This is a genomic window from Pantoea eucrina, from assembly GCF_002095385.1.
GTDB classification, from domain to species: domain Bacteria; phylum Pseudomonadota; class Gammaproteobacteria; order Enterobacterales; family Enterobacteriaceae; genus Pantoea; species Pantoea eucrina.
On sequence record NZ_MIPP01000022.1, the window covers coordinates 1 to 22,755 of the forward strand.

The window sequence follows — 22,755 nt, forward strand, 5'->3', positions numbered from 1 at the left end:
TGACAAGTGTTTATTGCAAAAAAATAGCTGAGCGTCTCTTTTTTGAGCGAAAGCGCTAAAAGCAGGCATTATATGACCAATTAATGGCCAAAATGGCCTCGTAAGAGGCACAAATCAACGTCATCGCCTGTAACTGCAATGCTATTCTTTTCTGATAATGCTGTTTGCCAGCACCACCAATAGAAGGATTTTCGATGATTCGTTCTGCGCGCAGTATGGCTGGCTTGCCGTGGATAGCCGCAATGGCGTTTTTTATGCAGGCACTCGACGCAACCATTCTTAATACAGCGCTGCCGGCCATTGCCACCAGCCTTGAACGCTCCCCCCTTGCTATGCAGTCCGCCGTTATCAGCTATACCCTGACTGTCGCTATGCTGATACCCGTCAGCGGCTGGCTGGCCGATCGATTTGGCACGCGCCGTATTTTTATTATTGCCGTTTCACTGTTTACGCTGGGATCGCTGGCCTGTGCCCTGTCGGGCTCGCTGACTATTCTGGTGGTGTCACGCATTGTGCAGGGCGTGGGCGGTGCCATGATGATGCCGGTGGCGCGTCTGGCTCTGCTGCGTGCCTATCCGCGCAGTGAACTGCTGCCGGTGCTTAACTTTGTGACCATGCCGGGTCTGGTCGGGCCTATCCTCGGACCGATGCTGGGAGGCCTGCTGGTTACCTACGCCAGCTGGCACTGGATTTTCCTGATCAATATTCCCATTGGTATTGCCGGTATTTTTTACGCGCGTAAATATATGCCGGATTTCACAACGCCCAAGCGCCGCTTCGATTTTTCCGGCTTTCTTCTCTTCGGCCTGGGGCTGGTGCTGATCTCAGTAGGCATTGAGCTTTTCGGCGAGCGCATTGTTGCATCATGGCAGGCGCTACTGGTGCTGTTTGGCGGCTTTGCACTGCTGCTTCTTTATATAGTACATGCGCGGCGCCATCCCGCACCGCTGATCGGTCTGCCTATGTTCCGCACCCGTACATTTTCTGTCGGTATCCTCGGCAATATTGCGGCGCGTCTCGGAACCGGCTGTATTCCCTTTCTGATGCCGCTGATGCTGCAGGTGGGCTTTGGCTATCCGGCAATTATTGCAGGCTGCATGATGGGGCCTACGGCGGTAGGCTCACTGCTTGCCAAATCGACGGTGACGCAGGTGCTGCGCCGCTTTGGCTATCGCCGGACCCTGGTGGGCATCACCATCATTATCGGTATCCTGATCGCCAGCTTCTCGCTGCAGTCGCCGGGTGAGGGCGCAGTTATGCTGCTGATAGCGCTGTTTGTGCTGGGCATGGCAATGTCAACGCAGTTCACCGCGATGAACACGATTACGCTGGCCGATCTGAATGATGACAACGCCAGCGGTGGCAACAGCGTACTGGCGGTAACGCAGCAGGTTTCTATCAGCTTTGGTGTTGCGGTCAGCGCGGCGGTGCTGCGCTTTTACCAGGATTTTGAAAGTACGACCGTGCAGCAGTTCCACGCTACGTTTCTGACGATGGGCGTCATTACCGTGCTGTCTGCCGCCGCGTTTCTGTTACTGCGGCCCGGCGACGGCCGTAACCTGATCGCCAACCGGGAAAAGAAAAAGAAAGCGGCTTAAACAGAACCGCGTTCCACCAGCTCCGGCGTCAGCACCAGCGTTTGCTGACTGGCGTCGGGCGCGCCCATGCGGTGAATCAATGTATCGATAGCCAGCTCGCCCAGCTCATCTTTTGGCTGATGTACCGTGGTCAGCGGCGGTGTCAGATAGCGGGCCAGTTCGATGTTGTCATATCCCATAACCGCAATATCCTGCGGTACCTGCAGGCCCGCCTGATACAACGCGTGATAGACGCCAACGGCCATCGCATCGTTACTGGTAAACACCGCCTCCGGTACCGGCTCCAGCGCCAGCAACTGCGTCATGGCATTGAATCCGCCCTGGAACTCAAAGTCGCCGTCAACCACATACCCATCAGGTACCGTTAAACCGTGCGCCGCCATCGCTTTATGAAAGCCTTCAAGACGAAGTCGCGCCGGCGTTTTGTCCTGCGGTCCCGCAATACAGGCAATACGCCGGTAGCCTCGTTCAATCAGATGGCGGGTCGCCATTTCGCCGCCCAGTAAGGCATTATCCTGAATGATATCGCCCCGTCCTTCAAACGGTGCCCAGTCCATCATTACCATCGGCACCGAGGGATAACGATTCAGGATCTCAGCCGAAGGCAGATGCGTCTCCGTGCACATCAGCAGCAGGCCATCCACGCGCTTTTGCATCAGCGTTTCCAGGCTGCGATTCATGCGCTCTTCATCCCCTTCGGTATTGCACAGGATCAGGCTATAGCCGCGTTCGTAACAGCTGTTTTCCACGCCGCGCACGACCTCAGCATAGAAAGGGTTGCTGCTGGCCGTCAGTAACATACCGATAGTACGCGTCTGCCTGATCTTCAGGCTGCGCGCCAGCGCCGAAGGGGCATAGTTCAGCTCACGGATGGCCTGTTCAACCTTTTCGCGCACCTGCTCGCTGACAAAGCGATTGTTATTGATCACATGCAAAACGGTAGAGGTGGAGACGCCCGCCTGACGGGCAACATCTTTCATGGTAGCCAAGCGCTTATTCCTGTTGCTGCAGGAAAGCGTCGATTTCGCGGCGCCACGGTACAGCAGGCTGAGCGCCGGGCCGCGTCACGGCAATCGCCGCTGCCGCATGCGCAAACCGTACCGCATCATGCATCGTCATGCCTTCCAGCCGCGCGGTAATAAAAGCACCGTTGAAGGTGTCACCTGCGGCAATGGTGTCAACGGCCTGTACGTTAAAACCAGGAATGCGCTCGCCGTTACCCTGTTCGCTCAGCCATACGCCGCGCCGCCCCAGCGTAATCAGCACGGTGCGGATCCCTTTGGCATGCAGCACCTGCGCTGCCTGTGCGGCCTCAGCGTCACTGGTAACGGCAATCCCGGTCAGGATCTCCGCTTCGGTTTCGTTAGGCGTAATGATGTCAATCTGTGCCAGCAATTCATCCGTCAGCCTGGTCGCAGGGGCCGGATTGAGGATCACCTGCGTGCCGTGCTGTCGCGCAAGCTGCGCTGCCGTCAGCACGCTTTCCAGCGGGGATTCCAGCTGCATCAGCAGCGCCTCAGCGTCAGCGATCACCTGCTGATGACGCCGTACATAGTCTGGCGTCAGCGCGGCGTTCGCGCCGGCATAAATGCCGATGTTGTTTTCACCTTCACCGTTGACGAAGATCATCGCCACGCCGGTTGCCTCTGACGGGATGGCTTCAACCGGCGTGATATCAATATTGTCGCGCTGCAGCTGTTCACAGATGCGTTCGCCCGTGTCATCGCCACCTACACAGGCGATAAAGGCGATATCAGCACCCGCGCGTCCGGCTGCCACCGCCTGATTAGCGCCTTTGCCGCCAAACGCAATCTGATACGCCTTACCGATAACGGTTTCACCGGGGCGCGGGAAGTGACTCAGGTTCAGGATATGATCGGCGTTGATGCTGCCCATTACCGCCAGTTTTGCGCATTTACTCATAGGGAGAGATCCAGGAAGTTGCGTCACCCTGAGGGTGACGCGAGGCCACGCTTTTCTTTGGTTTTATTTAGTGACGAGTTTCAGGTCAACCGGGTTGATCGCCTGCACTTTTTCACCTTTCAGCACTTTGTCTGCGGTATCCACGCCAATCATACCAATCTTATCCGGCATCTGCGCCACGGTTGCGGTCAGTTTACCGGACTCTACCGCTTTCACGCCGTCAGCCGTACCATCAAATCCAACCACCAGCACATCGGTTTTACCGGCGGTCTGCAGCGCACGCAGCGCACCCAGCGCCATCTCATCGTTTTGTGCAAACACCGCCTGCACATCCGGATGCGCCTGCAGCAGGTTCTGCATCACGTTCAGCCCTTTAGTACGATCGAAGTCAGCCGGCTGACTGGCAAGAATAGCAAATTTGTGCGCATCAGCGGCCTGCTTGAAACCTTCACCGCGCTCGCGTGCGGCTGATGTGCCGGCGATGCCCTGCAGCTCAATGATTTTTGCGCCGTCACCCACTTTTTTCGCAATAAAATCGCCCGCCATTTTACCGCCAAAGCGGTTGTCAGAGGCGACGTGGCTCACTACCTTGCCCTGTGCTGCCATACGGTCCAGCGTGATCACCGGGATATTTGCCTGGTTAGCCATTTTTACGGCGTTGCCAACAGCGTCGGAATCTGTCGGGTTGATCAGCAGCAGCTTAGTGCCGCGAACGGTCAGATCCTGCACGTTAGCCAGCTCTTTTGCCGGGTTGTTCTGGGAGTCCAGCACCACCAGGTTGTAGCCAAGCTTGTCCGCTTCTTTCTGAGCGCCATCTTTAAGCGAGACAAAGAAGGGGTTATTGAGGGTAGAAACCACCAGCGCAATCGTATCCTTGGCCATTGCGCCGGCACTCAGGGTGGCACCAAGAATGACGGCCAGTGCAGTTAATTTTTTCATTTACAGGATCCTGTGTGAGGGTCAGAGTTATTTACTGCTTTTGTTATCTACCAGCACCGCCAGTAAAATCACGACGGCTTTAACAATCATCTGGTAGTAGGAAGATACGCCCATCAGGTTCAGGCCATTATTCAGGAAGCCCAGAATCAGCGCGCCAATCAGCGTACCCATAATACGGCCTTTACCACCTGCCAGGCTGGTGCCGCCCAGGACCACAGCCGCAATCGCATCCAGTTCATAACCGGTGCCAGCCGTAGGCTGTGCTGAGGAGAGACGGGCCACTTCAATCGTGCCTGCCAGCGCCGCCAGCAGTCCGCTCAGCGCATAGACGGTAATTTTGACGCGGTTAACGCTGATACCTGACAGACGGGTAGCGGCTTCATTACCGCCCAGCGCATAAATATAGCGACCGAGGCGGGTGTGATGCAGCATGTACCACGCCAGCGCGAATACCAGTGCCATCAGCCATACCGGCGTCGGGATCCCCAGCGGGCGACCAATACCGAACCAGCCAAACAGATCGGCGTTTTCACTGAAGCCGGTATTCACCGGACTGCCGTCGGTATAGACCATGGTGACACCGCGCAGCAGCAGCATCATTACCAGCGTGGCGATAAACGCCTGCACCCTGCCGCGCGCGACTATCACGCCGGTGATGCCGCCAATAAACGCGCCCAGCGCCAGAGAAGCGGCAACGGCAACCAGTGCATTGACCTCCATGCCGACAATAGACGCGGCAACCGCACCGGTAAGCGCCAGCAGCGATCCCACTGACAGGTCGATGCCTGACGTCAGGATCACCAGCGTCATGCCCACTGCCATAATGGCGTTGACCGAGGTCTGCTGCAGAATGTTGAACATGTTGGCCAGCGTAAAGAAGTTCGGGCTCTGGCTGGCGACCACGACGATCAGCACAATCAGCGCAATCAGTGACTTCTGCTCCAGCAGCCAGCTTTTGCTGAACCAGCGGCGGCTGGCGGGTAGGGTTTGGGTACTCATACGACTAAATCCTCGCTGTGTTGCTTACCGACCGCCGCCGCCATCAGGGATTCCTGGGTAGCCTGCTCGCGGGAAAATTCGCCACTGATATGGCCTTCATGCATCACCAGAATGCGATCGCTCATGCCCAGCACTTCCGGCATTTCCGATGACACCAGAATGATGCTCAGCCCTTCCGCTTTGAACTGATTAATTAACTGATAAATCTCTTTTTTGGCACCTACATCGACACCGCGCGTGGGTTCATCCAGGATCAGCACGTCCGGACGGGTCATCAGGCCGCGGGCAATCGCCACCTTTTGCTGATTACCGCCGGAGAGCAGGCCAATTGGCTGCATCATTGAGGGCGTCTTTACATTGAACAGGCGGATAAAATCGCCTACCGCCAGCTGCTCTTCCGCATGTTTCAGGTTACCGCCGGCGTGGCTGAAATAGCGCAGCGCCGTCAGCGACATGTTCTCTTTTACCGACATTCCGAGCACCAGTCCGTCACGCTTACGATCTTCAGAGATATAAACGATACCGCTGGCGAGCCCCTCCTGCGGCGAACGTACGGTCACAGTACGGCCATTCAGCGTGACGCTGCCGCTGCGGCGCGGCAGGGCGCCATACAGCACTTTCATCAGCTCAGTGCGCCCGGCCCCCATCAGCCCTGAAATCCCCAGAATTTCGCCTTTGCGCAGGATAAAGCTGACATCCTCCACGCCTGAGCCACAGAGCTTTTCAACCTGCAGGCGGATTTCACCGGGCGATTGATCGAGATGGGGATACTGATCTTCCAGCTTGCGTCCCACCATCATCTCAATCAGCTGCTCTTCGCTCAGATCGCTGACGGCGCGCTCGGCAATAAACTGCCCGTCACGGAATACGGTTACGTCATCGCAGATCTCAAAAATTTCTTTCATGCGGTGCGAGATATAGACAATGCCGCACCCCTGCGCTTTCAGTTCGTTAATAACGTGAAACAGCGACAGCGTTTCGGTATCCGTCAGCGCATCCGTCGGCTCATCCATGATGATGACGCGTGATTCAAAACTCAGTACTTTGGCAATCTCTACCATCTGCTGATCGCCAATTGAGAGATCGCCCACCAGTTTGTGGCTGCTGAAACGCAGGTTAAGACGCTTAAGCAGCGCCTCTGCCTCACGATGCATCTTTTTCCAGTCGATACGGCCAAACCGGTTTATAAACTCCCGGCCGAGGAAAATATTCTCCGCCACGCTCAGCTGCGGGATCAGATTAAGCTCCTGGTGAATAATGCCGATGCCTGCCTCCTGCGACGCCTTTGGGCCGGAGAACGCAACAGGTTCGCCCAGCCACTGCAGCGAGCCGGCGTCCATGGTGTAGATGCCGGTCAGCACCTTCATCATGGTGGATTTACCGGCCCCGTTTTCGCCCACCAGCGCCATAACGCGCCCCGGGTAGACCGCCAGCGAGGCACCATTCAGCGCCTTTACGCCAGGAAACGACTTTTCGATTCCTTTAAGTTGCAGTAAGGGTTGCATAGCGGCCTCAGAAGGTGACGCCGGCGCTCAGGATGACATTCGCATACGGAGAACACTCTCCGCTGCGAATGACCGCCTGGCTGCACTGCGTCTGTTGTTTGAACTGTTCATGACTGATGTAACGGACGGTGATGCTATTCCCCTGGTGCTGTTGCAACGCTTCGAGCACGGCGAGCAGCTGGCTGTGAAGCTGCGGATTATGTTCTTTTATCTCCTCCGCAATCAGGGCGCTTTCTACCTGCATCTCCTGTGTGACTACCTCCACAACCTGTAAAAATCCGGGCGTACCGGGCGTTAACGCCAGGTCAATACGCCGGGGGCCGTGCGGAACAGGCAGGCCCGCGTCCGCAATAGTCAGCGTATCAGTATGCCCGAGGCGGGCAATCACATGAGAGAGTTCAGCGTGTAACAGGCGACCTTTTTTCATTTCATCCACTCCACAGCGAACGTTTCGCTGTGGAGCAGTGTATAAAAGCAGTATAGTAACGCAATGACACCATCACGGAAGTGTGATCGCCATCGAAACGTTTCGCTGTCAGCCGGAAAAAATTTGGGTAAGGGAGTACAGAGAGGCAGGGAGCAGGATGATATGGGCCCATCAGAATGAATGAAGCCACTCAGGCAGTGGCTTCACAGTGTGCTTATGGCAGTTTGCGAACCTGTTTCACATCAAGCTCAGTGGCATTGAAATCTTTATCCAGCTCGCCCGTCAGTTCGACGCGATCTTTTGGCGTAATGGTCACGCCGTTCCAGCGCTTGTGGTCAATTTCCACTTTCATGGTGCCGCTGCTGTCGCGGAACAGATAATCTTCATCGCCAGTCTGCTTTTCCAGCGTCCCGCGCACGGTGATCCAGCTGTCATCTTTCATCTCTTCAGCCTGTTTTACCGTCACGACGCTGGCTTCGCCCGCTTTAAAACCGCCCGCCTGATTACTTTGTGCGGCTGGCGCAGCGGGATCCATAAAGCCGCCCTGCGGCGCAGCAAGTACCGGTGCGGTGGCCAGGGCAATCAGGGTCAGTAACGCGATACGTGTTTTCATTAGTTACCTCATTTCTGTGAACAGGTGGAATATCAGCAGTAGACCAGAGAGTTCTTAACAGGATCTTAAGGAGCGCTGTTTTTTATCGTTGCGTGAAAAATAGCTGAAAATCGCGCTGCTGGCCTGTACAAGCTCGGACGGGCTTCGTATAACTCGCCTGTAGCCGGGGGAGAGCACAATGCGAATTCTGTTGATTGAAGATGACACGCTGATTGGCGACGGGCTGAAGGTTGGCCTGACAAAACTGGGATTCAGCGTCGACTGGTTTATATCCGGTGAGGCCGGATGTCAGGCGCTGAGCGCAGCGCCCTGGGATGCAGTGGTGCTGGATCTGTCGCTGCCGGAACGCGACGGGCTGGAGATCCTGCGCCAGTGGCGCGCTGCAGGCGCGGATATTCCGGTGCTGATCCTCACCGCGCGCGACGCACTGGACCAGCGCGTACAGGGTTTACAGCTGGGCGCCGATGACTATCTCTGCAAACCGTTCGCCCTCACCGAAGTGGCTGCGCGCCTGCAGGCGCTGATCCGCCGGCGGCATGGTCAGCTGCAGCCGGAGCTGCGGCACGGCAATGTTGTCATGCAGCCCGCCAGCCACAGCGTTCTGCTCAATGGCGAACCGCTTGAACTGAAAAGCCGCGAACTGGCGCTGCTGGAGCTGTTTCTGCGACATCCGGCTCAGGTGCTGACGCGCAGCCAGCTTGAAGAGAAGCTCTACAGCTGGGATGACGATGTCTCCAGCAACGCGGTTGAGGTACATATTCATCATCTGCGCAAAAAGCTGGGCAGCCAGTTTATCCGCACCGTGCACGGTATTGGCTATACGCTGGGAGCGGCAGAATGAGCCTGTTTGTCCGGCTGGCGATCGGCTTTGTGCTGCTGATCCTGCTGTGCGGTGCCAGCGCCGGCTGGAGCGCATGGCAGCAGACGCGCGACACGGTTAATGAACTGTTTGATACCCAGCAGATGCTGTTTGCCAAACGGCTGCTGGCGCTCGATCCCACCAGCCTGCATCAGGCTGTATTACCCCGAACCAAAGCCCTTTTACGCCATCACCGCGGCGATCAGGATGATGACGCTCTGGCATTTGCGGTGTTCCGCACCGACGGTACGCCGCTGCTCAACGACGGCGAGAACGGGCGCGGGTTATCGTTCGATACGCGACGCGACGGCTTTCGTGACGGGCAGCTGCGTGACGACGATGAGCGCTGGCGTCTGCTCTGGCTGACGTCACCCGATAAACAGTATCGCGTGGTAGTGGGGCAGGAGCAGGAGTACCGGGATGATATGACGCTCGATCTGGCGTCCGCCGCCCTGCTGCCGTGGCTTGTCGCGATGCCGTTTATGCTGCTGCTGCTGCTCTTGCTGGTGTGGTATGAACTGCGGCCGCTGAAGCAGCTGGCGCACCGGCTGCAGCAGCGTGCGCCGGATGACGCGACCACGCTGCCGGTTACGCATCTGCCGCGTGAGGTACAGCCGCTGGTAGCGGCGCTCAACGATCTCTTCGGACGCACGGCGCAGCTGGTACAGCGCGAGCGTCGCTTCACCTCCGATGCCGCCCATGAACTGCGCAGCCCGCTGGCTGCCCTGCGCGTGCAAAGTGAGGTGATCCAGCTGGCCGAAGATGATGAGCAGGTGCGACGGCGGGCGCTGCAGCAGCTCGATAGCGGTATTATCCGTGCGACCCGGCTGGTGGATCAGCTGCTGACGCTGTCGCGCGTTGAAGCGGACGATCTGCGCAGTGAATTTCAGCCGGTCGCGCTGCTCCCGCTGCTGCAGGCGCTGGTCGCTGAACATCTGCCGCAGGCCGCCGCGCAGCAGACAGAGATAACACTGACCAGCGATGCTGCGCCGGTGATGAACGGTCATCCGCTGCTGCTGGGCCTGATGATACGTAATCTGCTGGATAATGCGCTGCGCTATGCGCCGGCACAGAGCCGGATAGCGCTGCGGCTGGGGACGGACAGCATAGTGATAGAAGATAATGGTGCGGGCGTATCGGACGAGCAGCTGGCGCGGCTCGGCGAACGCTTCTGGCGCCCGCCCGGCCAAACACAGAACGGCAGCGGCCTGGGGCTGTCGATTGTGAAAAATATTGCGCAGCTGCACGACCTGCAGCTGCACTTCAGTCACGCCGTGCCGCAGGGGCTGCGCATCACGCTAATCCGGCAACGCAGCGGCGCTAAATCTCGACCTGCGTACCCAGCTCGATAACACGGTTAGGCGGGATTTCAAACTGATCCGGCGCGCGCAGCGCGTTACGCTGCAGCGTCAGGAACAGTTTGCCGCGCAGGCGCAGATACCAGGGCCGTTTACCGATGATCAGCGATTCATGCGACATAAAGAATGAGGTCTCCATCATCCGGCAGTTAAGCCCCTCCAGCCCGCAGCGGTGAAAAATCTCCTCCACGTTTGGCGTCTCGCGCCAGCCGTAGCTCGCCACCACGCGCCAGAACGCAGGCGACAGCTGTTCAATGGTGACCCGGCGTACGTTATGCACATAGGGTGAATCTTCCGTACGCAGCGTCAGCAGCACCACGCGCTCATGCAGCACTTTGTTGTGCTTGAGGTTATGCAGCATCGCGAAAGGGATCACGTTCAGCGCACGCGACATATATACCGCCGTACCCGATACGCGTACCGGCGGTGATTTCTCCAGTGAAGCGATCATCGCATCGAGCGAATTGCCGTGCTCATGCATGCGGCGCAGCAGACGAAAGCGCTCACTTTTCCAGGTCGTCATGATGATGAACATCATCAGCGCCAGCGTCAGCGGCAGCCAGCCGCCGGAGAAGACTTTGATCAGGTTAGCGGAGAACAGCGACACATCAATGCAGAGCATCGCGGCCAGCATCAGCATGACCAGATAGCGATTCCAGTGCCAGTTCTGGATCGCCACCGTGGCGCAGAGGATCGCCGTCAGCACCATAGTGCCGGTCACGGCAATGCCGTAGGCCGCCGCCAGATTACTGGAGTGCTCAAAACCAACAATCACAATCACCACCGCGGCGTAGAGCAGCCAGTTAATGACCGGAATGTAGATCTGTCCTGACTCCTCTTCAGAGGTGTGAACAATGCGCATCGGCGGCAGATAACCGAGCCGCACCGCCTGACGCGTCAGGGAAAAGACGCCGGAGATCACCGCCTGTGAGGCGATAACCGTCGCCAGCGTAGCGAGCAGCAGCATCGGGATCAGCATCCAGTCCGGTGCCAGCAGGAAAAACGGGTTCTTTATCGCTTCCGGATGCGCCAGCAGCAGCGCACCCTGGCCAAAATAGTTCAGCACCAGCGAAGGCAGCACCACCACAAACCACGCCAGACGGATCGGAAATTTGCCGAAGTGTCCCATGTCCGCATAAAGCGCTTCGACGCCGGTGATCGCCAGTACCACCGCACCCAGCGCAAAAAAGGAGACCGACTTATACTGAACAAAGAAGTGCAGCGCCCAATAAGGATTCATCGCGTGCAGTACATCAGGATTATTCAGGATGCTGCGCGCGCCCAGCACGGCCAGCACCAGAAACCATACCAGCATAACCGGCGCAAACAGCTTGCCTACGATACCGGTGCCCTGTTTCTGGATTATAAACAGCAGCGTCAGCACGGCGATCGCCAGCGGGACGATCCAGGTGTCGAGACCGGGCGCGGCAATCTCCAGTCCCTCAATCGCTGAGAGCACGGATACGGCCGGGGTGATCACCACCTCACCATAAAAGAAGCTGCCGCCGATCAGCCCCATGATCACCAGAACGGCTGTGGCACGCGCGCCGGTGTGACGACCCGCGAGCGACATCAGCGTCAGAATTCCGCCTTCACCCGCATTGTCCGCGCGCATGACGTAACTGATATATTTCAGCGAAACCACCAGAATCAGCAGCCAGAAGATCAGCGATAAAAAGCCGAATACCGCTTCGCGTTCAACGCCAAAGCCGAACTGGCCGGAAAGGCATTCACGTAAGGTATACAGCGGGCTGGTGCCAATGTCGCCATAGACCACGCCGATTGCAGCCAGCGTGACGGCGCTAAGAGACTGTTTCTTATCCGAGCTCATAGGGTGTCTTGTGTTGGAGCCGTTGCGACTCAGGCCATCAAAAAGCGCACAGTATGCACATAATTGGCAGAAACCAACAGACAGCGCTGATGATAATACGCAGCGTACTCTGCTTTTTCGCCGAAAATCCTGCAGAAAACGGGCTGAAAACTGCACGTTGTGCTGCCACAACCTTCTGAAACAAAAAAGCTGACGGCTATCAACGCATTCAAGCATGATAAACAGTAGAGTATTGCGCTCGCCAGACCGTAACGGCACCAGGTTCAGAAGGACAATGATGTGATTATGGCTCAACCCCATCTGTTGGCAGAAAGAATTTCCCGACTGAGTAATGCGCTGGAAAAAGGGCTGTATGAACGGCACCATGCCATTCGCCTCTGCCTGCTGGCAGCGTTAAGCGGCGAAAGCGTTTTTCTGCTCGGCCCGCCCGGCATTGCCAAAAGCCTGATTGCCCGTCGCCTTAAATATGCTTTCCAGCACGCCCGTGCGTTTGAATATCTGATGACCCGTTTCTCCACGCCGGAAGAGGTGTTTGGCCCGCTGTCGATTCAGGCACTGAAAGATGAGGGCCGCTATCAGCGTCTGACCAGAGGCTATCTGCCGGATGCGGAGATCGTCTTTCTGGATGAGATCTGGAAAGCGGGTCCGGCCATTCTGAACACGCTGCTGACCGCCATTAACGAACGCCGCTTCCGGAACGGCGACTGCGAAGAGGCGATCCCGATGCGTCTGCTGGTGACCGCCTCAAACGAGCTGCCGGAAGCTGACAGCGGCCTTGAAGCGCTCTATGACCGCATGCTTATCCGCCTGTGGCTCGATAACGTACATGAGAAGCAAAATTTTCGCAGCATGCTGACCCACCAGCAGGATGAGAACGTCAATCCGGTCGCGGAGTCGCTCTGCATCAGCGATGAAGAGTATCTGCAGTGGCAAAAGGGCATCAGTCAGGTAAAGCTGCCTGACGATGTGTTTGAGCTTATCTATCAGCTGCGTCAGCAGCTGGAAAACCTGCCGGATGCGCCCTACATCTCTGACCGCCGCTGGAAAAAAGCGATTCATCTGCTGCAGGCCAGCGCCTTTTACAGCGGGCGCACGGCGATTGCGCCTATCGATCTGGTTCTGCTCAAAGATTGCCTCTGGCACGACATCGCTTCGATGACGCTGCTGGACCGGGAAATGGATGCGCTGATGACGCAGCACGCCTGGCAGCAGCAGGCGATGCTGCACCGGCTGCAGCAGATCAATGCGCAGCGTCTGGCACTGCAGCAGCAGCAGAGCGTGGCGCAGGCGCTGACGCTGGAGAAACACAGCGGCATGTTCAGCCGTAAGCCACATTATGAGCTGCCGGAGTCGGTTGCCGGCGAACAGCTGACCCTGATGCTGCAGCAGCCGCTGACGCTGCACGATATGCAGGTCAGCCATATAGTGGTAAGCCGTGAGGCCCTGGTACAGTGGCTGCTGAAAGGCGGAGATATACGCGGCAAGCTGAACGGCATCGGCTTTGCACAGTCACTCGATCTGATGGTCGATACCCATCACTGCCTGACGCTACGCGATGTCAGCCTGCAGTCTGCGCGCCTGACGCTGCCCGGAGCGGCGAGCCTGCAGGCGCTGCCGCCGGAAATCGTTGATGAATATGATGCGCTTGAGGCCCGCCTGCGGGCGCAGCGGGCGCTGTTCAGCCAGCATCAGCGCTGCCTGTTTATCAGCGATGACTGGCTGGCACGCATTGAGACCAGCCTGCAGGATGTCGCCGAGCAGCTGAAACAGGCGCGGAAATGATCTCGCTGGAGACGCTCAGCACACTGCTCTCAATTGGTGAAACGGAGCTGATTGATGAGCTGATTCTGGCGCTGCTGGCCACACCGCAGCTGACGCTGTTTTTCGAAAAATTTCCCCGCATGAAGCAGGCGATGCTGCGCGATCTGCCGCGCTGGCGCGCTGAAATCGCCGGGCAGATGAGATCGACGCCCGTGCCCGCCGTGCTGGCGCAGGAGTTTCAGCTGTTTGAGCGGTTACAGCTGCTCAGCAGCCGTGATTTCAGCGCTCAACTGCCGCACCTCCTTGAGCAGCTGCAGAAGCTGCCATCCCCTTTTCTCACCGAAGCCGGGACGCTGCTGCAGCGTAATGAAGGCCCGGAACTGAGCAACGCGCAGCACCGGCTGTTCCTGCAGCGCTGGCGACTGAGCCTGACGCTGCAGACGCTGACGCTGAATGAAACGTTGCTGGAGGCGCAGCGTGAACGGCTGCTGGCGGAACTGCAGCAGCGTATGGCGCTGAGCGGCCAGCTGGCGCCGGTGCTGAGCGATGAAGATGAGGCCGCCGCCGGCCGGCTGTGGGATCTCAGCAAAGCCTCGCTGCAGCCAGGCGACTACACACTAATTGTGCAATATGGTGCGTTTCTGGCGCAGCAGCCGGAGCTGATGCAGCTGGCGCAGCAGCTGGGCCGCAGCCGCGAAGCCAAATCGGTGCCGTCACGCGATGCGCCGCTGGAAGCGTTTCATCAGCTGGTGCATGAGCCAGATAACGTGCCGGAAGAGGTCAGCGGCATTCATCAGAGCGATGATGTGCTGCGCCTGCTGCCGCCGGAACTGGCCGCGCTCAGTATCAGTGAACTGGAGCTGGAATTTTACCGGCGTCTGGTAGAAAAACGCCTGCTGACCTATCGCCTGCAGGGTGATGCCTGGCACGAAAAAACCGCGCTGCGGCCGGTGAGCCATCAGCAGCATGAAACAGAGCCGCGCGGTCCGTTTATTGTCTGCGTAGATACGTCCGGCTCTATGGGCGGGTTTAATGAACGCTGCGCCAAGGCCTTTTGCCTTGCGCTGCTGAAAATCGCCCTGGCAGATCGGCGTCGCTGCTACATTATGCTGTTTGCCCATGAGGTGGTCGGCTATGAGCTGACCGCCGATAACGGCATTGAACAGGCGATTCGTTTCCTCAGCCAGCGTTTTCGCGGCGGTACCGATCTGACGGCCTGCCTGAGTGCCGTGGTGCAGCGCATGGAAGGCAGCCAGTGGCAGGAGGCAGACGCGGTGATCGTGTCGGACTTTATCGCCCAGCGCCTGCCGGAAGAGCTGATTAAGACCATAAAGCAGCGACAGCGGATGCAGCAGCAGCGGTTTCACGCCGTGGCGATGTCAGCGCATGGCAAACCCGGCATTCTGCGCATCTTCGATCATATCTGGCGCTTCGATACCGGGCTGAAAAGCCGCCTGCTGCGTCGCTGGACGCGCTGATTCATCTGACAGACACGCCTGTTTGCTATAGTGAATGACCCGCTGTGTTTATTCAGCTTTATGGAGTTCACTGTGACAATCGCCGATCTGCCCTGCCAACTGCCTGCTCCGACCCGCACCCTGCGCCTTTCCGGTGGCACCGCTGAAGAGAAACGTGCCGAACTGCTCGCCTATTTCACTCAGACCTGGACGCTGTATGAAAGCCTGTTCGACTGCCTGAGCGATGAGCGCGCCTGGTTTAATAAAGCGATTTCGCTGCGCCATCCGCTGATTTTCTATTTTGGCCATACCGCATCTTTCTATATCAACAAGCTGATGGCTGGACGCTATCTCGATCGGCGTGTTGACGCGCGCATTGAGGCGATGATGGCGATTGGTGTGGATGAGATGAGCTGGGACGATCTCAATGACGCCCACTACGACTGGCCCGGTGTGGCAGAAGTGCGCGACTACCGCGGCAAAGTGAAAGCGCTGGTGACTGATTTTATCCGTACGATGCCGCTTGAGCTGCCGATCGGCTGGGAGAGTCCGGCCTGGGTGATCCTGATGGGCATTGAGCATGAGCGCATCCATCTGGAAACCTCCAGCGTGCTGATCCGCCAGCTGCCGCTGGAGTGGGTGCAGCCGCAGCCCGTCTGGCCTGCCTGCCCGCTGGCGCGTCACGATCGCGCCGCGGTGCCGGAAAACAGTCTGATTGCGCTGGCGGGTGGATCGGTGCTGCAGGGAAAAACGGATGAGACTTATGGCTGGGACAATGAGTATGGCCATCAGAAAACCGAGCTCGGCCCCTTCCAGGCCAGCAAAATGCTGGTCAGCAACGCGGAGTTTTATCAGTTTGTCGCTGCCGGTGGCTATCAGACGGCGCGCTGGTGGGATGAAGAGGGAGAGGGCTGGCGGACATTTGCCGGGGCGCAGATGCCTGCTTTCTGGGTCGGTGATATCACCCAACCTGACGCGCTGCGCCTGCGCCTGATGACGCAGGAAGTCCCGATGCCGTGGGACTGGCCGGCTGAAGTTAATCAGCTGGAAGCGGCCGCCTTCTGCCGCTGGCTGGCAGACAAAAGCGGTAAGACAATTCAGCTGCCATGTGAGGCGGAATATATGCTGCTGCGCGAACAGGTCAGCGGCGATCAGCCAGACTGGGAGCAGGCACCCGGTAATATCAATCTCGCGTACTGGGCCTCCTCCTGTCCGGTGGATCATTTTTCCCAGGGCGCGTTCTTTGATCTGGTGGGGAACGTCTGGCAGTGGACCACCACGCCCATTAATGGCTTTGAAGGATTTCGCGTCCATCCGCTGTATGACGATTTTTCCACGCCTACCTTTGACGGCAAGCATGCCATCATCAAAGGCGGCAGCTGGATCTCAACCGGTAACGAGGCGTTAAAATCGTCGCGCTACGCGTTTCGCCGCCACTTTTTCCAGCATGCCGGCTTCCGTTACGTGGTGTCAGCGCATCAGGAGAGTATGCAGCTTAACCCGTATGAAACCGACGGCATGGTGTCGCAGTATCTCGATTTCCAGTACGGGCCTGGCTACTACGGCGTGGAAAATTATGCCGAAAAACTGATTGAGCTGGTGCTGCCGCACTGCCATCAGCGCGAGCATGCGCTGGATATCGGCTGTGCCACCGGTCGCGCCAGCTTTGCTCTGGCGCGTCACTTTGCTGCCGTTACCGGCATGGACTACTCCGCACGCTTTATCGACGTGGCGCTGCAGCTCACCTCCGGTGAGGATTTCCGCTACGTGGTATCGGAGGAGGGCGAGCTGGTGGCGTATCGCCAGGTGCGCCTGAAGGAGATCGGCACTGACCGGCAGCAGGCGGAGCGGATCCAATTCGTTCAGGGTGACGCCTGCAACCTGAAGCCGCAGCCGGATCGGTACGATCTGGTGCTGGCCGCCAATCTGATTGATCGTCTGCGTCAGCCAAAGCGTTTCCTGCAGGATATCGCACCGATGATCCGTCAGGGCGGCGTGCTGGCGATCTCTTCACCTTACACCTGGCTTGAGGAGTTCACGCCGAAAGAGAACTGGCTGGGCGGTATCCGTGAAAACGGCGAAGCGCTGACCACCTGCCAGGCACTGCAGCGCCTTCTGCGCGACGAGTTTGATGAAATCGCGCCGCCGCAGGATGTTCCCTTTGTGATCCGCGAAACCGCACGCAAGTTTCAGCATACTCAGGCGCAGCTTACGCTCTGGCGTAAGCGCTAAAAGCGTGCAGACTGCGGCATGCCCGCAGTCTGCATCTTGCCTGCCCCGCTAAATTCCTGCACATTCACCTCTGTTCAGCGAAGACGAATTTAAGAGGAAGGATGATGGCAGAACATCTGCAACTGGATAATCTCGACCGCGGCATACTCAATGCGCTGCTGGAGAACGCCCGCACGGCTTACGCAGAGCTGGCAAAGCAGTTCAATGTCAGCCCCGGCACTATTCATGTCCGCGTTGAGAAAATGCGTCAGGCCGGCATTATTCTCGGTACGCGCGTGGAAATCGATCCACGCCAGCTGGGATTCGATGTTTGCTGCTTTATTGGCATCATTCTGAAGAGCGCACGAGACTATCCGGCAGCGCTCAGCAAGCTTGAAGCGCTGGATGAGGTGGTTGAAGCCTGGTATACCACCGGTCACTACAGCATCTTTATTAAGGTCATGTGCCGATCTATCGATGCGCTGCAGCAGGTGCTGATCAACAAGATCCAGACTATTGATGAGATCCAGTCCACTGAGACGCTGATCTCGCTGCAAAACCCGATCATGCGTACCATCAAGCCCTGAACCGCACCAGCCTGTGCATAAAGTTATGCAGCAGCGATCCGGCGTGGTATCCGGTTTGTCGGCGGATGCTTTCTTTTATTAACCCTGTTTTCCACAGGTGGATCACGGCTTGATCACAGCGTACAATGCCTGCCTTTAGTGCGGGAGACGATCATGGCTGATATTACCTTAATCACCGGCAGTACCCTTGGCAGTGCCGAATATGTCGCAGAACATTTAGAAGAGAAGCTGCAGGATGCGGGCTTCAAAACCAGCGTACTGCACGGCCCGGCGCTTGATGAGGTGCCTGATTCAGGTATCTGGCTGGTGGTAACGTCCACACACGGCGCCGGTGAATTGCCGGACAATCTGCTGCCCTTTTATGAGGCGCTGCAGACTGAAAAGCCCGATCTTTCCGCCGTGCGCTTTGGCGCAGCAGGCATCGGCAACCGCGAATACGATCTTTTCTGTGGCGCAATAAAAACCCTGGAGGCTCAGCTGACCGCGCTGGGCGCAACGCGCATCGGGGAACGGCTGGAAATCGACATGCTTGAGCATGAAATACCGGAAGATGCCGCTGAAGCCTGGGTCGCTGGCTGGATTGAGCAGATCTGACGGATCATAACCGGCAGGGGATCGGGAAATAGTGACGATCCCCAGACGATTACACTGTATTTCTTCCGGATCCTTCCGATCTCCTGTGGATAAACCAGCCTGAATCATGCGTATAACCGGTAGTTATCCCAAGAATAACCGCTGATGCTTTTTTCATCTGTGGATAACCAGCAAAGTTGATCCCAGCTTATCTGGATCAGGATCACCGATCTTTCACAGCAAACGATCCTTCCCAGGCTGATGTAAAATAACGGGTTTGCCACGTTATCCACAGAAACCGGCGATCCTAATAAGAGATCTAACAAGAAGATCATATAAAAGAGTAAAGATCCTTTCTATAAACACGCAGGATCCGCCGCTTTCGCCTGAACCATAATTTCAGTAGAATCCACCGCCCAGGGCAACGATCCCTGTCTGAACTTTAACGAGGACCCACTTCATGTTTTATCCAGATCCTTTTGACGTCATCGTAATCGGTGGTGGTCATGCGGGTACCGAAGCCGCTATGGCGGCCGCCCGAATGGGTCAGCAGACGCTGTTACTCACGCATAACATCGACACGCTGGGACAGATGTCCTGCAATCCGGCAATCGGTGGTATCGGGAAAGGACACCTGGTAAAGGAAGTGGACGCCCTCGGCGGCCTGATGGCCACGGCAATCGATCAGGCAGGTATCCAGTTTAGGATACTAAACGCCAGCAAAGGTCCGGCGGTGCGCGCTACGCGTGCTCAGGCAGACCGTGTACTGTACCGCCTGGCGGTACGCACCGCGCTGGAGAACCAGCCCAACCTGATGATCTTCCAGCAGGCGGTTGACGATCTGATCGTCGAAAACGATCGGGTGGTAGGTGCCGTCACGCAGATGGGACTGAAATTCCGGGCTAAAACTGTGGTGCTGACCGTTGGCACCTTCCTCGATGGCAAAATTCATATCGGTCTTGATAATTACAGCGGTGGACGCGCCGGCGATCCGCCTTCTGTCCCGCTGGCAAAACGGCTGCGGGCGCTGCCGCTGCGCGTCAACCGTCTCAAGACCGGTACGCCACCGCGCATTGACGCGCGTTCGATCGATTTCTCTGTACTGACGCCACAGCACGGTGATACGCCGATGCCGGTGTTCTCGTTTATGGGCAGCGTGGCACAGCATCCGCAGCAGGTTCCCTGCTGGATCACCTATACCAACGAACAGACGCATGATGTGATCCGTAATAATCTCGATCGCAGCCCGATGTATGCGGGCGTCATTGAGGGGATTGGTCCGCGTTACTGCCCATCTATCGAAGATAAAGTGATGCGCTTTGCCGATCGCAACGCCCACCAGATCTTCCTGGAGCCGGAAGGGCTGACCAGCAATGAAATTTACCCGAACGGAATTTCAACCAGTCTGCCTTTTGATGTACAGATGCAGATTGTCCGTTCAATGAAAGGGCTGGAGAACGCCACCATTGTGCGCCCTGGCTATGCTATCGAGTACGATTTCTTCGATCCGCGCGATCTGAAACCCACGCTGGAGAGCAAGTTTATCCACGGTCTCTTCTTTGCCGGCCAGATCAACGGCACCACCGGTTATGAAGAAGCGGCAGCCCAGGGACTGCTGGCTGGCCTTAACGCTGCACGGCAGTCTGCGGACAAAGAGGGCTGGGCACCGCGCCGCGATCAGGCTTATCTCGGCGTGCTGGTCGACGACCTCTGCACGCTGGGTACCAAAGAGCCATACCGCATGTTTACCTCCCGCGCTGAGTATCGTCTGATGCTGCGCGAAGATAATGCCGATCTGCGTCTGACTGAAACGGGCCGTGAGCTGGGACTGGTCGATGATGCGCGCTGGACGCGCTATAACCAGAAGCTGGAGGCGATTGAGCAGGAGCGCCAGCGTCTGCGCAGCCTGTGGGTGCATCCGAAGTCAGAGAATGTGGCTGACGTAAACAGCATCATCAGCGCACCGCTGACAAAAGAAGCCAGCGCAGAGGATCTGCTGCGTCGTCCGGAGATGACCTATGCCCGACTGATGACGCTGGCGGACTATGGTCCGGCACTGCCTGATGAACAGGCAGCCGAGCAGGTTGAAATTCAGGTTAAATATGAGGGTTATATTGCGCGTCAGCAGGAGGAGATAGATCGCCAGCTGCGCAATGAGAACACGCTGCTGCCTGTCGATCTCGATTACCGTCAGGTTAATGGCCTGTCAAACGAAGTGATCGCCAAGCTCAACGACCATAAGCCGACCTCTATTGGCCAGGCATCGCGTATTTCCGGCATCACGCCAGCTGCGGTCTCAATTCTGCTGATCTATCTCAAAAAACAGGGTCTGCTGCGTAAAAGCGCCTGACTGACCACCGGGGCAGCTTCGACTGCCCCTGTTAACGGAAACCTCGCTGTGATTAACAAACTCTCCCGGCTGCTTGACGCAGCAAATATTTCGCTCTCCGATCAACAAAAACAGCAGCTGGTTGGCTATGTGGAGCTGCTGCATAAGTGGAACAAAGCGTATAACCTGACCTCAGTGCGCGATCCGCATCAAATGCTGGTACGCCATATCCTCGACAGCGTGGTGGTAGAGCCGCATCTGCAGGGGGAACGCTTTATTGATGTAGGGACCGGACCAGGACTGCCGGGCATTCCTCTGGCCATTGTCCGTCCGCAGGCGCATTTTACGCTGCTGGACAGCCTGGGTAAGCGGGTTCGTTTTCTGCGTCAGGTACAGCATGAGTTAGGACTCACTAACATTACTCCGGTCCAGAGCCGGGTTGAAGAGTTCCCGGCAGATCCACCGTTTGATGGTGTCATCAGCCGGGCATTTGCCTCACTGGAAGATATGCTGACCTGGTGCCGCGCATTGCCCGGAACGCATGGACGCTTTTATGCGCTGAAAGGCGTGCGTCCGGATGAGGAGATCGCTTCGCTGCCAGCAGGCTTTAGCGTAGAAAAAATTGAAGCCTTGCGCGTTCCTGAACTGGAAGGCGAGCGTCATCTTGTGGTGATTTCGCAGCAATAAGCCTGCAAAAATCAGGGTTTTATTCAGCTTCTGGCAGTGGAACCATCGTCAGGGCTGAATAAAAAAACAGCGGTTGAACGCGCGGTGACAAACGCTTTTATTCGGCAGGGGAGGGGAAAGGCGTTAACATCCTTCGCCGTAATTATCCGAAAAGCGTTGTTACATTTAACGATTAATTCACATTTTATTGCCACTAATGTCACATGATAACCGCTGTTTTCTGCTTTCGATTATCACGCAGGGAAATATGACGCGGCAATAAATCGGCGGGCGTAATATTATTATTTCGATTTTAATTCTTTCCGCAGTGTCAACCGGATGTTTTTATCGGAAAAGAGTGAACTGAAGCAGATTTAAATTTATAAAACCATGATTTTAAATGGTTAACATGCCCTGATTATTAGTGCGGATTATGCATTCTGGTAAATTTTTCAGCGTCTGGTTGTTTATTATGTGATCTGCAGCACGCTTTATATCGCGCTTTAGCCAGAAAACGGCAACGTCGCTGATGGCTTTCCGGGTTATGAATCTTTGGAAAAATAGCCCTTCAGAAAGAAATTTAAATAATTGTTCACCTTTTCGCTACTTAGCGATTGAAATCGCAGGTGCGGCCCGTATAATTTGCACGGCTTTTGCTGCTTGACTCAAAACGGCAAAGGCAGTCTTATACGACACGCGACATACCCCGTTCGGGGCAGGAGAGTTAAGCGTCATGTCAGTGTCTCTTTACAGTGTGAAATTAGCCCGAGCCGTTCTGGTTGTCCAGCTGGTGACGTTTGTCGTAATCGGTGCGCTGTTTGCCCTGAAAGATGTCACCTGGGGCGCCTCTGCTATCGCGGGTGGTGTGGCAGCCTGGCTGCCAAACATACTGTTCACGTTTTTAGCCTGGCGTCTGCAGGATCAAACACCGGCTAAAGGGCGTGTCGCCTGGAGTTTCGCCCTGGGTGAAGTTCTTAAGGTGTTCGCCACCGTTATTTTTCTCGCTGTGGCGTTGGGTGGGTTCGGAGCGGTCTTCTGGCCACTCGCAATCACCTGGTTATCGGTGCTGGTGGTGCAAATCGTCGCACCGGCTGTAATTAACAACAAAGGGTAAGAGGC

The 22,755-nt window shown here is 56.8% G+C and carries 19 protein-coding genes; 11 read left to right on the top strand and 8 right to left on the bottom strand.

Annotated features, from left to right (window positions below; genetic code table 11):
• Window positions 1-194 precede the first annotated feature (194 nt).
• Window positions 195-1,598, top strand: coding sequence for a multidrug transporter subunit MdtD (gene mdtD / locus HA43_RS11040; RefSeq protein WP_094111661.1), 1,404 nt, complete (start codon window positions 195-197; stop codon window positions 1,596-1,598).
• Here the strand turns inward: mdtD and rbsR are convergent.
• The 7 genes from rbsR to HA43_RS11075 all read right to left on the bottom strand — a co-directional run bounded on the left by rbsR (window position 1,595) and on the right by HA43_RS11075 (window position 8,004).
• Window positions 1,595-2,587 (bottom strand): ribose operon transcriptional repressor RbsR, encoded by a 993-nt coding sequence (rbsR, locus tag HA43_RS11045; protein ID WP_425298526.1) that lies wholly within the window; start codon window positions 2,585-2,587, stop codon window positions 1,595-1,597. The genes mdtD and rbsR overlap by 4 nt on opposite strands.
• Window positions 2,588-2,591: 4 nt before the next feature.
• Entirely contained in the window at window positions 2,592-3,521 is a 930-nt protein-coding gene (rbsK, locus tag HA43_RS11050; protein WP_094111663.1) for a ribokinase, read from the bottom strand.
• A gap of 63 nt (window positions 3,522-3,584) precedes the next feature.
• Complete coding sequence (gene rbsB / locus HA43_RS11055) at window positions 3,585-4,460, bottom strand: ribose ABC transporter substrate-binding protein RbsB (RefSeq protein ID WP_039381376.1); 876 nt, start codon at window positions 4,458-4,460, stop codon at window positions 3,585-3,587.
• Between the two features lie 27 nt (window positions 4,461-4,487).
• Window positions 4,488-5,459 carry a ribose ABC transporter permease gene (gene rbsC, locus HA43_RS11060; protein WP_094111664.1) on the bottom strand — a complete coding sequence of 324 codons (972 nt, stop codon included), beginning with the start codon at window positions 5,457-5,459 and terminating at the stop codon, window positions 4,488-4,490.
• Window positions 5,456-6,964, bottom strand: a complete 1,509-nt coding sequence (gene rbsA / locus HA43_RS11065) for a ribose ABC transporter ATP-binding protein RbsA (RefSeq protein WP_094111665.1) — start codon at window positions 6,962-6,964, stop codon at window positions 5,456-5,458. Before rbsA ends, rbsC begins: the two co-directional genes overlap by 4 nt.
• A 7-nt stretch (window positions 6,965-6,971) precedes the next feature.
• Window positions 6,972-7,391, bottom strand: coding sequence for a D-ribose pyranase (gene rbsD / locus HA43_RS11070; protein WP_039381382.1), 420 nt, complete (start codon window positions 7,389-7,391; stop codon window positions 6,972-6,974).
• A 214-nt stretch (window positions 7,392-7,605) separates the two neighbouring features.
• Window positions 7,606-8,004: a YgiW/YdeI family stress tolerance OB fold protein gene (locus tag HA43_RS11075; RefSeq protein WP_094111666.1), complete on the bottom strand. Its 399-nt coding sequence runs from the start codon at window positions 8,002-8,004 to the stop codon at window positions 7,606-7,608.
• Window positions 8,005-8,182: 178 nt separating this feature from the next.
• On the opposite strand from HA43_RS11075, the gene qseB reads away from it, so the two are divergent.
• Window positions 8,183-8,845, top strand: coding sequence for a quorum sensing response regulator transcription factor QseB (gene qseB / locus HA43_RS11080; RefSeq protein ID WP_071668262.1), 663 nt, complete (start codon window positions 8,183-8,185; stop codon window positions 8,843-8,845).
• Entirely contained in the window at window positions 8,842-10,215 is a 1,374-nt protein-coding gene (gene qseC, locus HA43_RS11085) for a quorum sensing histidine kinase QseC (protein ID WP_094111667.1), read from the top strand. Before qseB ends, qseC begins: the two co-directional genes overlap by 4 nt.
• Here qseC and kup read toward each other — a convergent pair.
• Complete coding sequence (gene kup / locus HA43_RS11090; RefSeq protein WP_094111668.1) at window positions 10,184-12,052, bottom strand: low affinity potassium transporter Kup; 1,869 nt, start codon at window positions 12,050-12,052, stop codon at window positions 10,184-10,186. The genes qseC and kup overlap by 32 nt on opposite strands.
• Before the next feature lie 285 nt (window positions 12,053-12,337).
• Here kup and ravA point away from each other — a divergent pair, with 285 nt between their 5' ends.
• From ravA to atpI, 8 genes are all read left to right on the top strand, one after another.
• The gene (ravA, locus tag HA43_RS11095; RefSeq protein WP_094111684.1) at window positions 12,338-13,834 is read left to right on the top strand and encodes an ATPase RavA; all 1,497 of its coding nucleotides are present in this window, start codon (window positions 12,338-12,340) and stop codon (window positions 13,832-13,834) included.
• Window positions 13,831-15,291, top strand: a complete 1,461-nt coding sequence (viaA, locus tag HA43_RS11100) for an ATPase RavA stimulator ViaA (RefSeq protein ID WP_094111669.1) — start codon at window positions 13,831-13,833, stop codon at window positions 15,289-15,291. Before ravA ends, viaA begins: the two co-directional genes overlap by 4 nt.
• Window positions 15,292-15,363: 72 nt before the next feature.
• The gene (gene ovoA, locus HA43_RS11105) at window positions 15,364-17,502 is read left to right on the top strand and encodes a 5-histidylcysteine sulfoxide synthase (RefSeq protein ID WP_244555231.1); all 2,139 of its coding nucleotides are present in this window, start codon (window positions 15,364-15,366) and stop codon (window positions 17,500-17,502) included.
• A 104-nt stretch (window positions 17,503-17,606) separates the two neighbouring features.
• A complete protein-coding gene (asnC, locus tag HA43_RS11110; RefSeq protein ID WP_039381403.1) occupies window positions 17,607-18,068 on the top strand; it encodes a transcriptional regulator AsnC in 462 nt (153 codons plus the stop codon).
• 153 nt (window positions 18,069-18,221) lie between these two features.
• Window positions 18,222-18,662 carry an FMN-binding protein MioC gene (gene mioC, locus HA43_RS11115; RefSeq protein WP_094111670.1) on the top strand — a complete coding sequence of 147 codons (441 nt, stop codon included), beginning with the start codon at window positions 18,222-18,224 and terminating at the stop codon, window positions 18,660-18,662.
• Window positions 18,663-19,101: 439 nt separating this feature from the next.
• A complete protein-coding gene (gene mnmG, locus HA43_RS11120; protein WP_094111671.1) occupies window positions 19,102-20,991 on the top strand; it encodes a tRNA uridine-5-carboxymethylaminomethyl(34) synthesis enzyme MnmG in 1,890 nt (629 codons plus the stop codon).
• A 48-nt stretch (window positions 20,992-21,039) separates the two neighbouring features.
• Entirely contained in the window at window positions 21,040-21,657 is a 618-nt protein-coding gene (gene rsmG / locus HA43_RS11125; protein WP_071668258.1) for a 16S rRNA (guanine(527)-N(7))-methyltransferase RsmG, read from the top strand.
• A gap of 712 nt (window positions 21,658-22,369) precedes the next feature.
• Complete coding sequence (atpI, locus tag HA43_RS11130) at window positions 22,370-22,750, top strand: F0F1 ATP synthase subunit I (protein WP_039381414.1); 381 nt, start codon at window positions 22,370-22,372, stop codon at window positions 22,748-22,750.
• Window positions 22,751-22,755 lie beyond the last annotated feature (5 nt).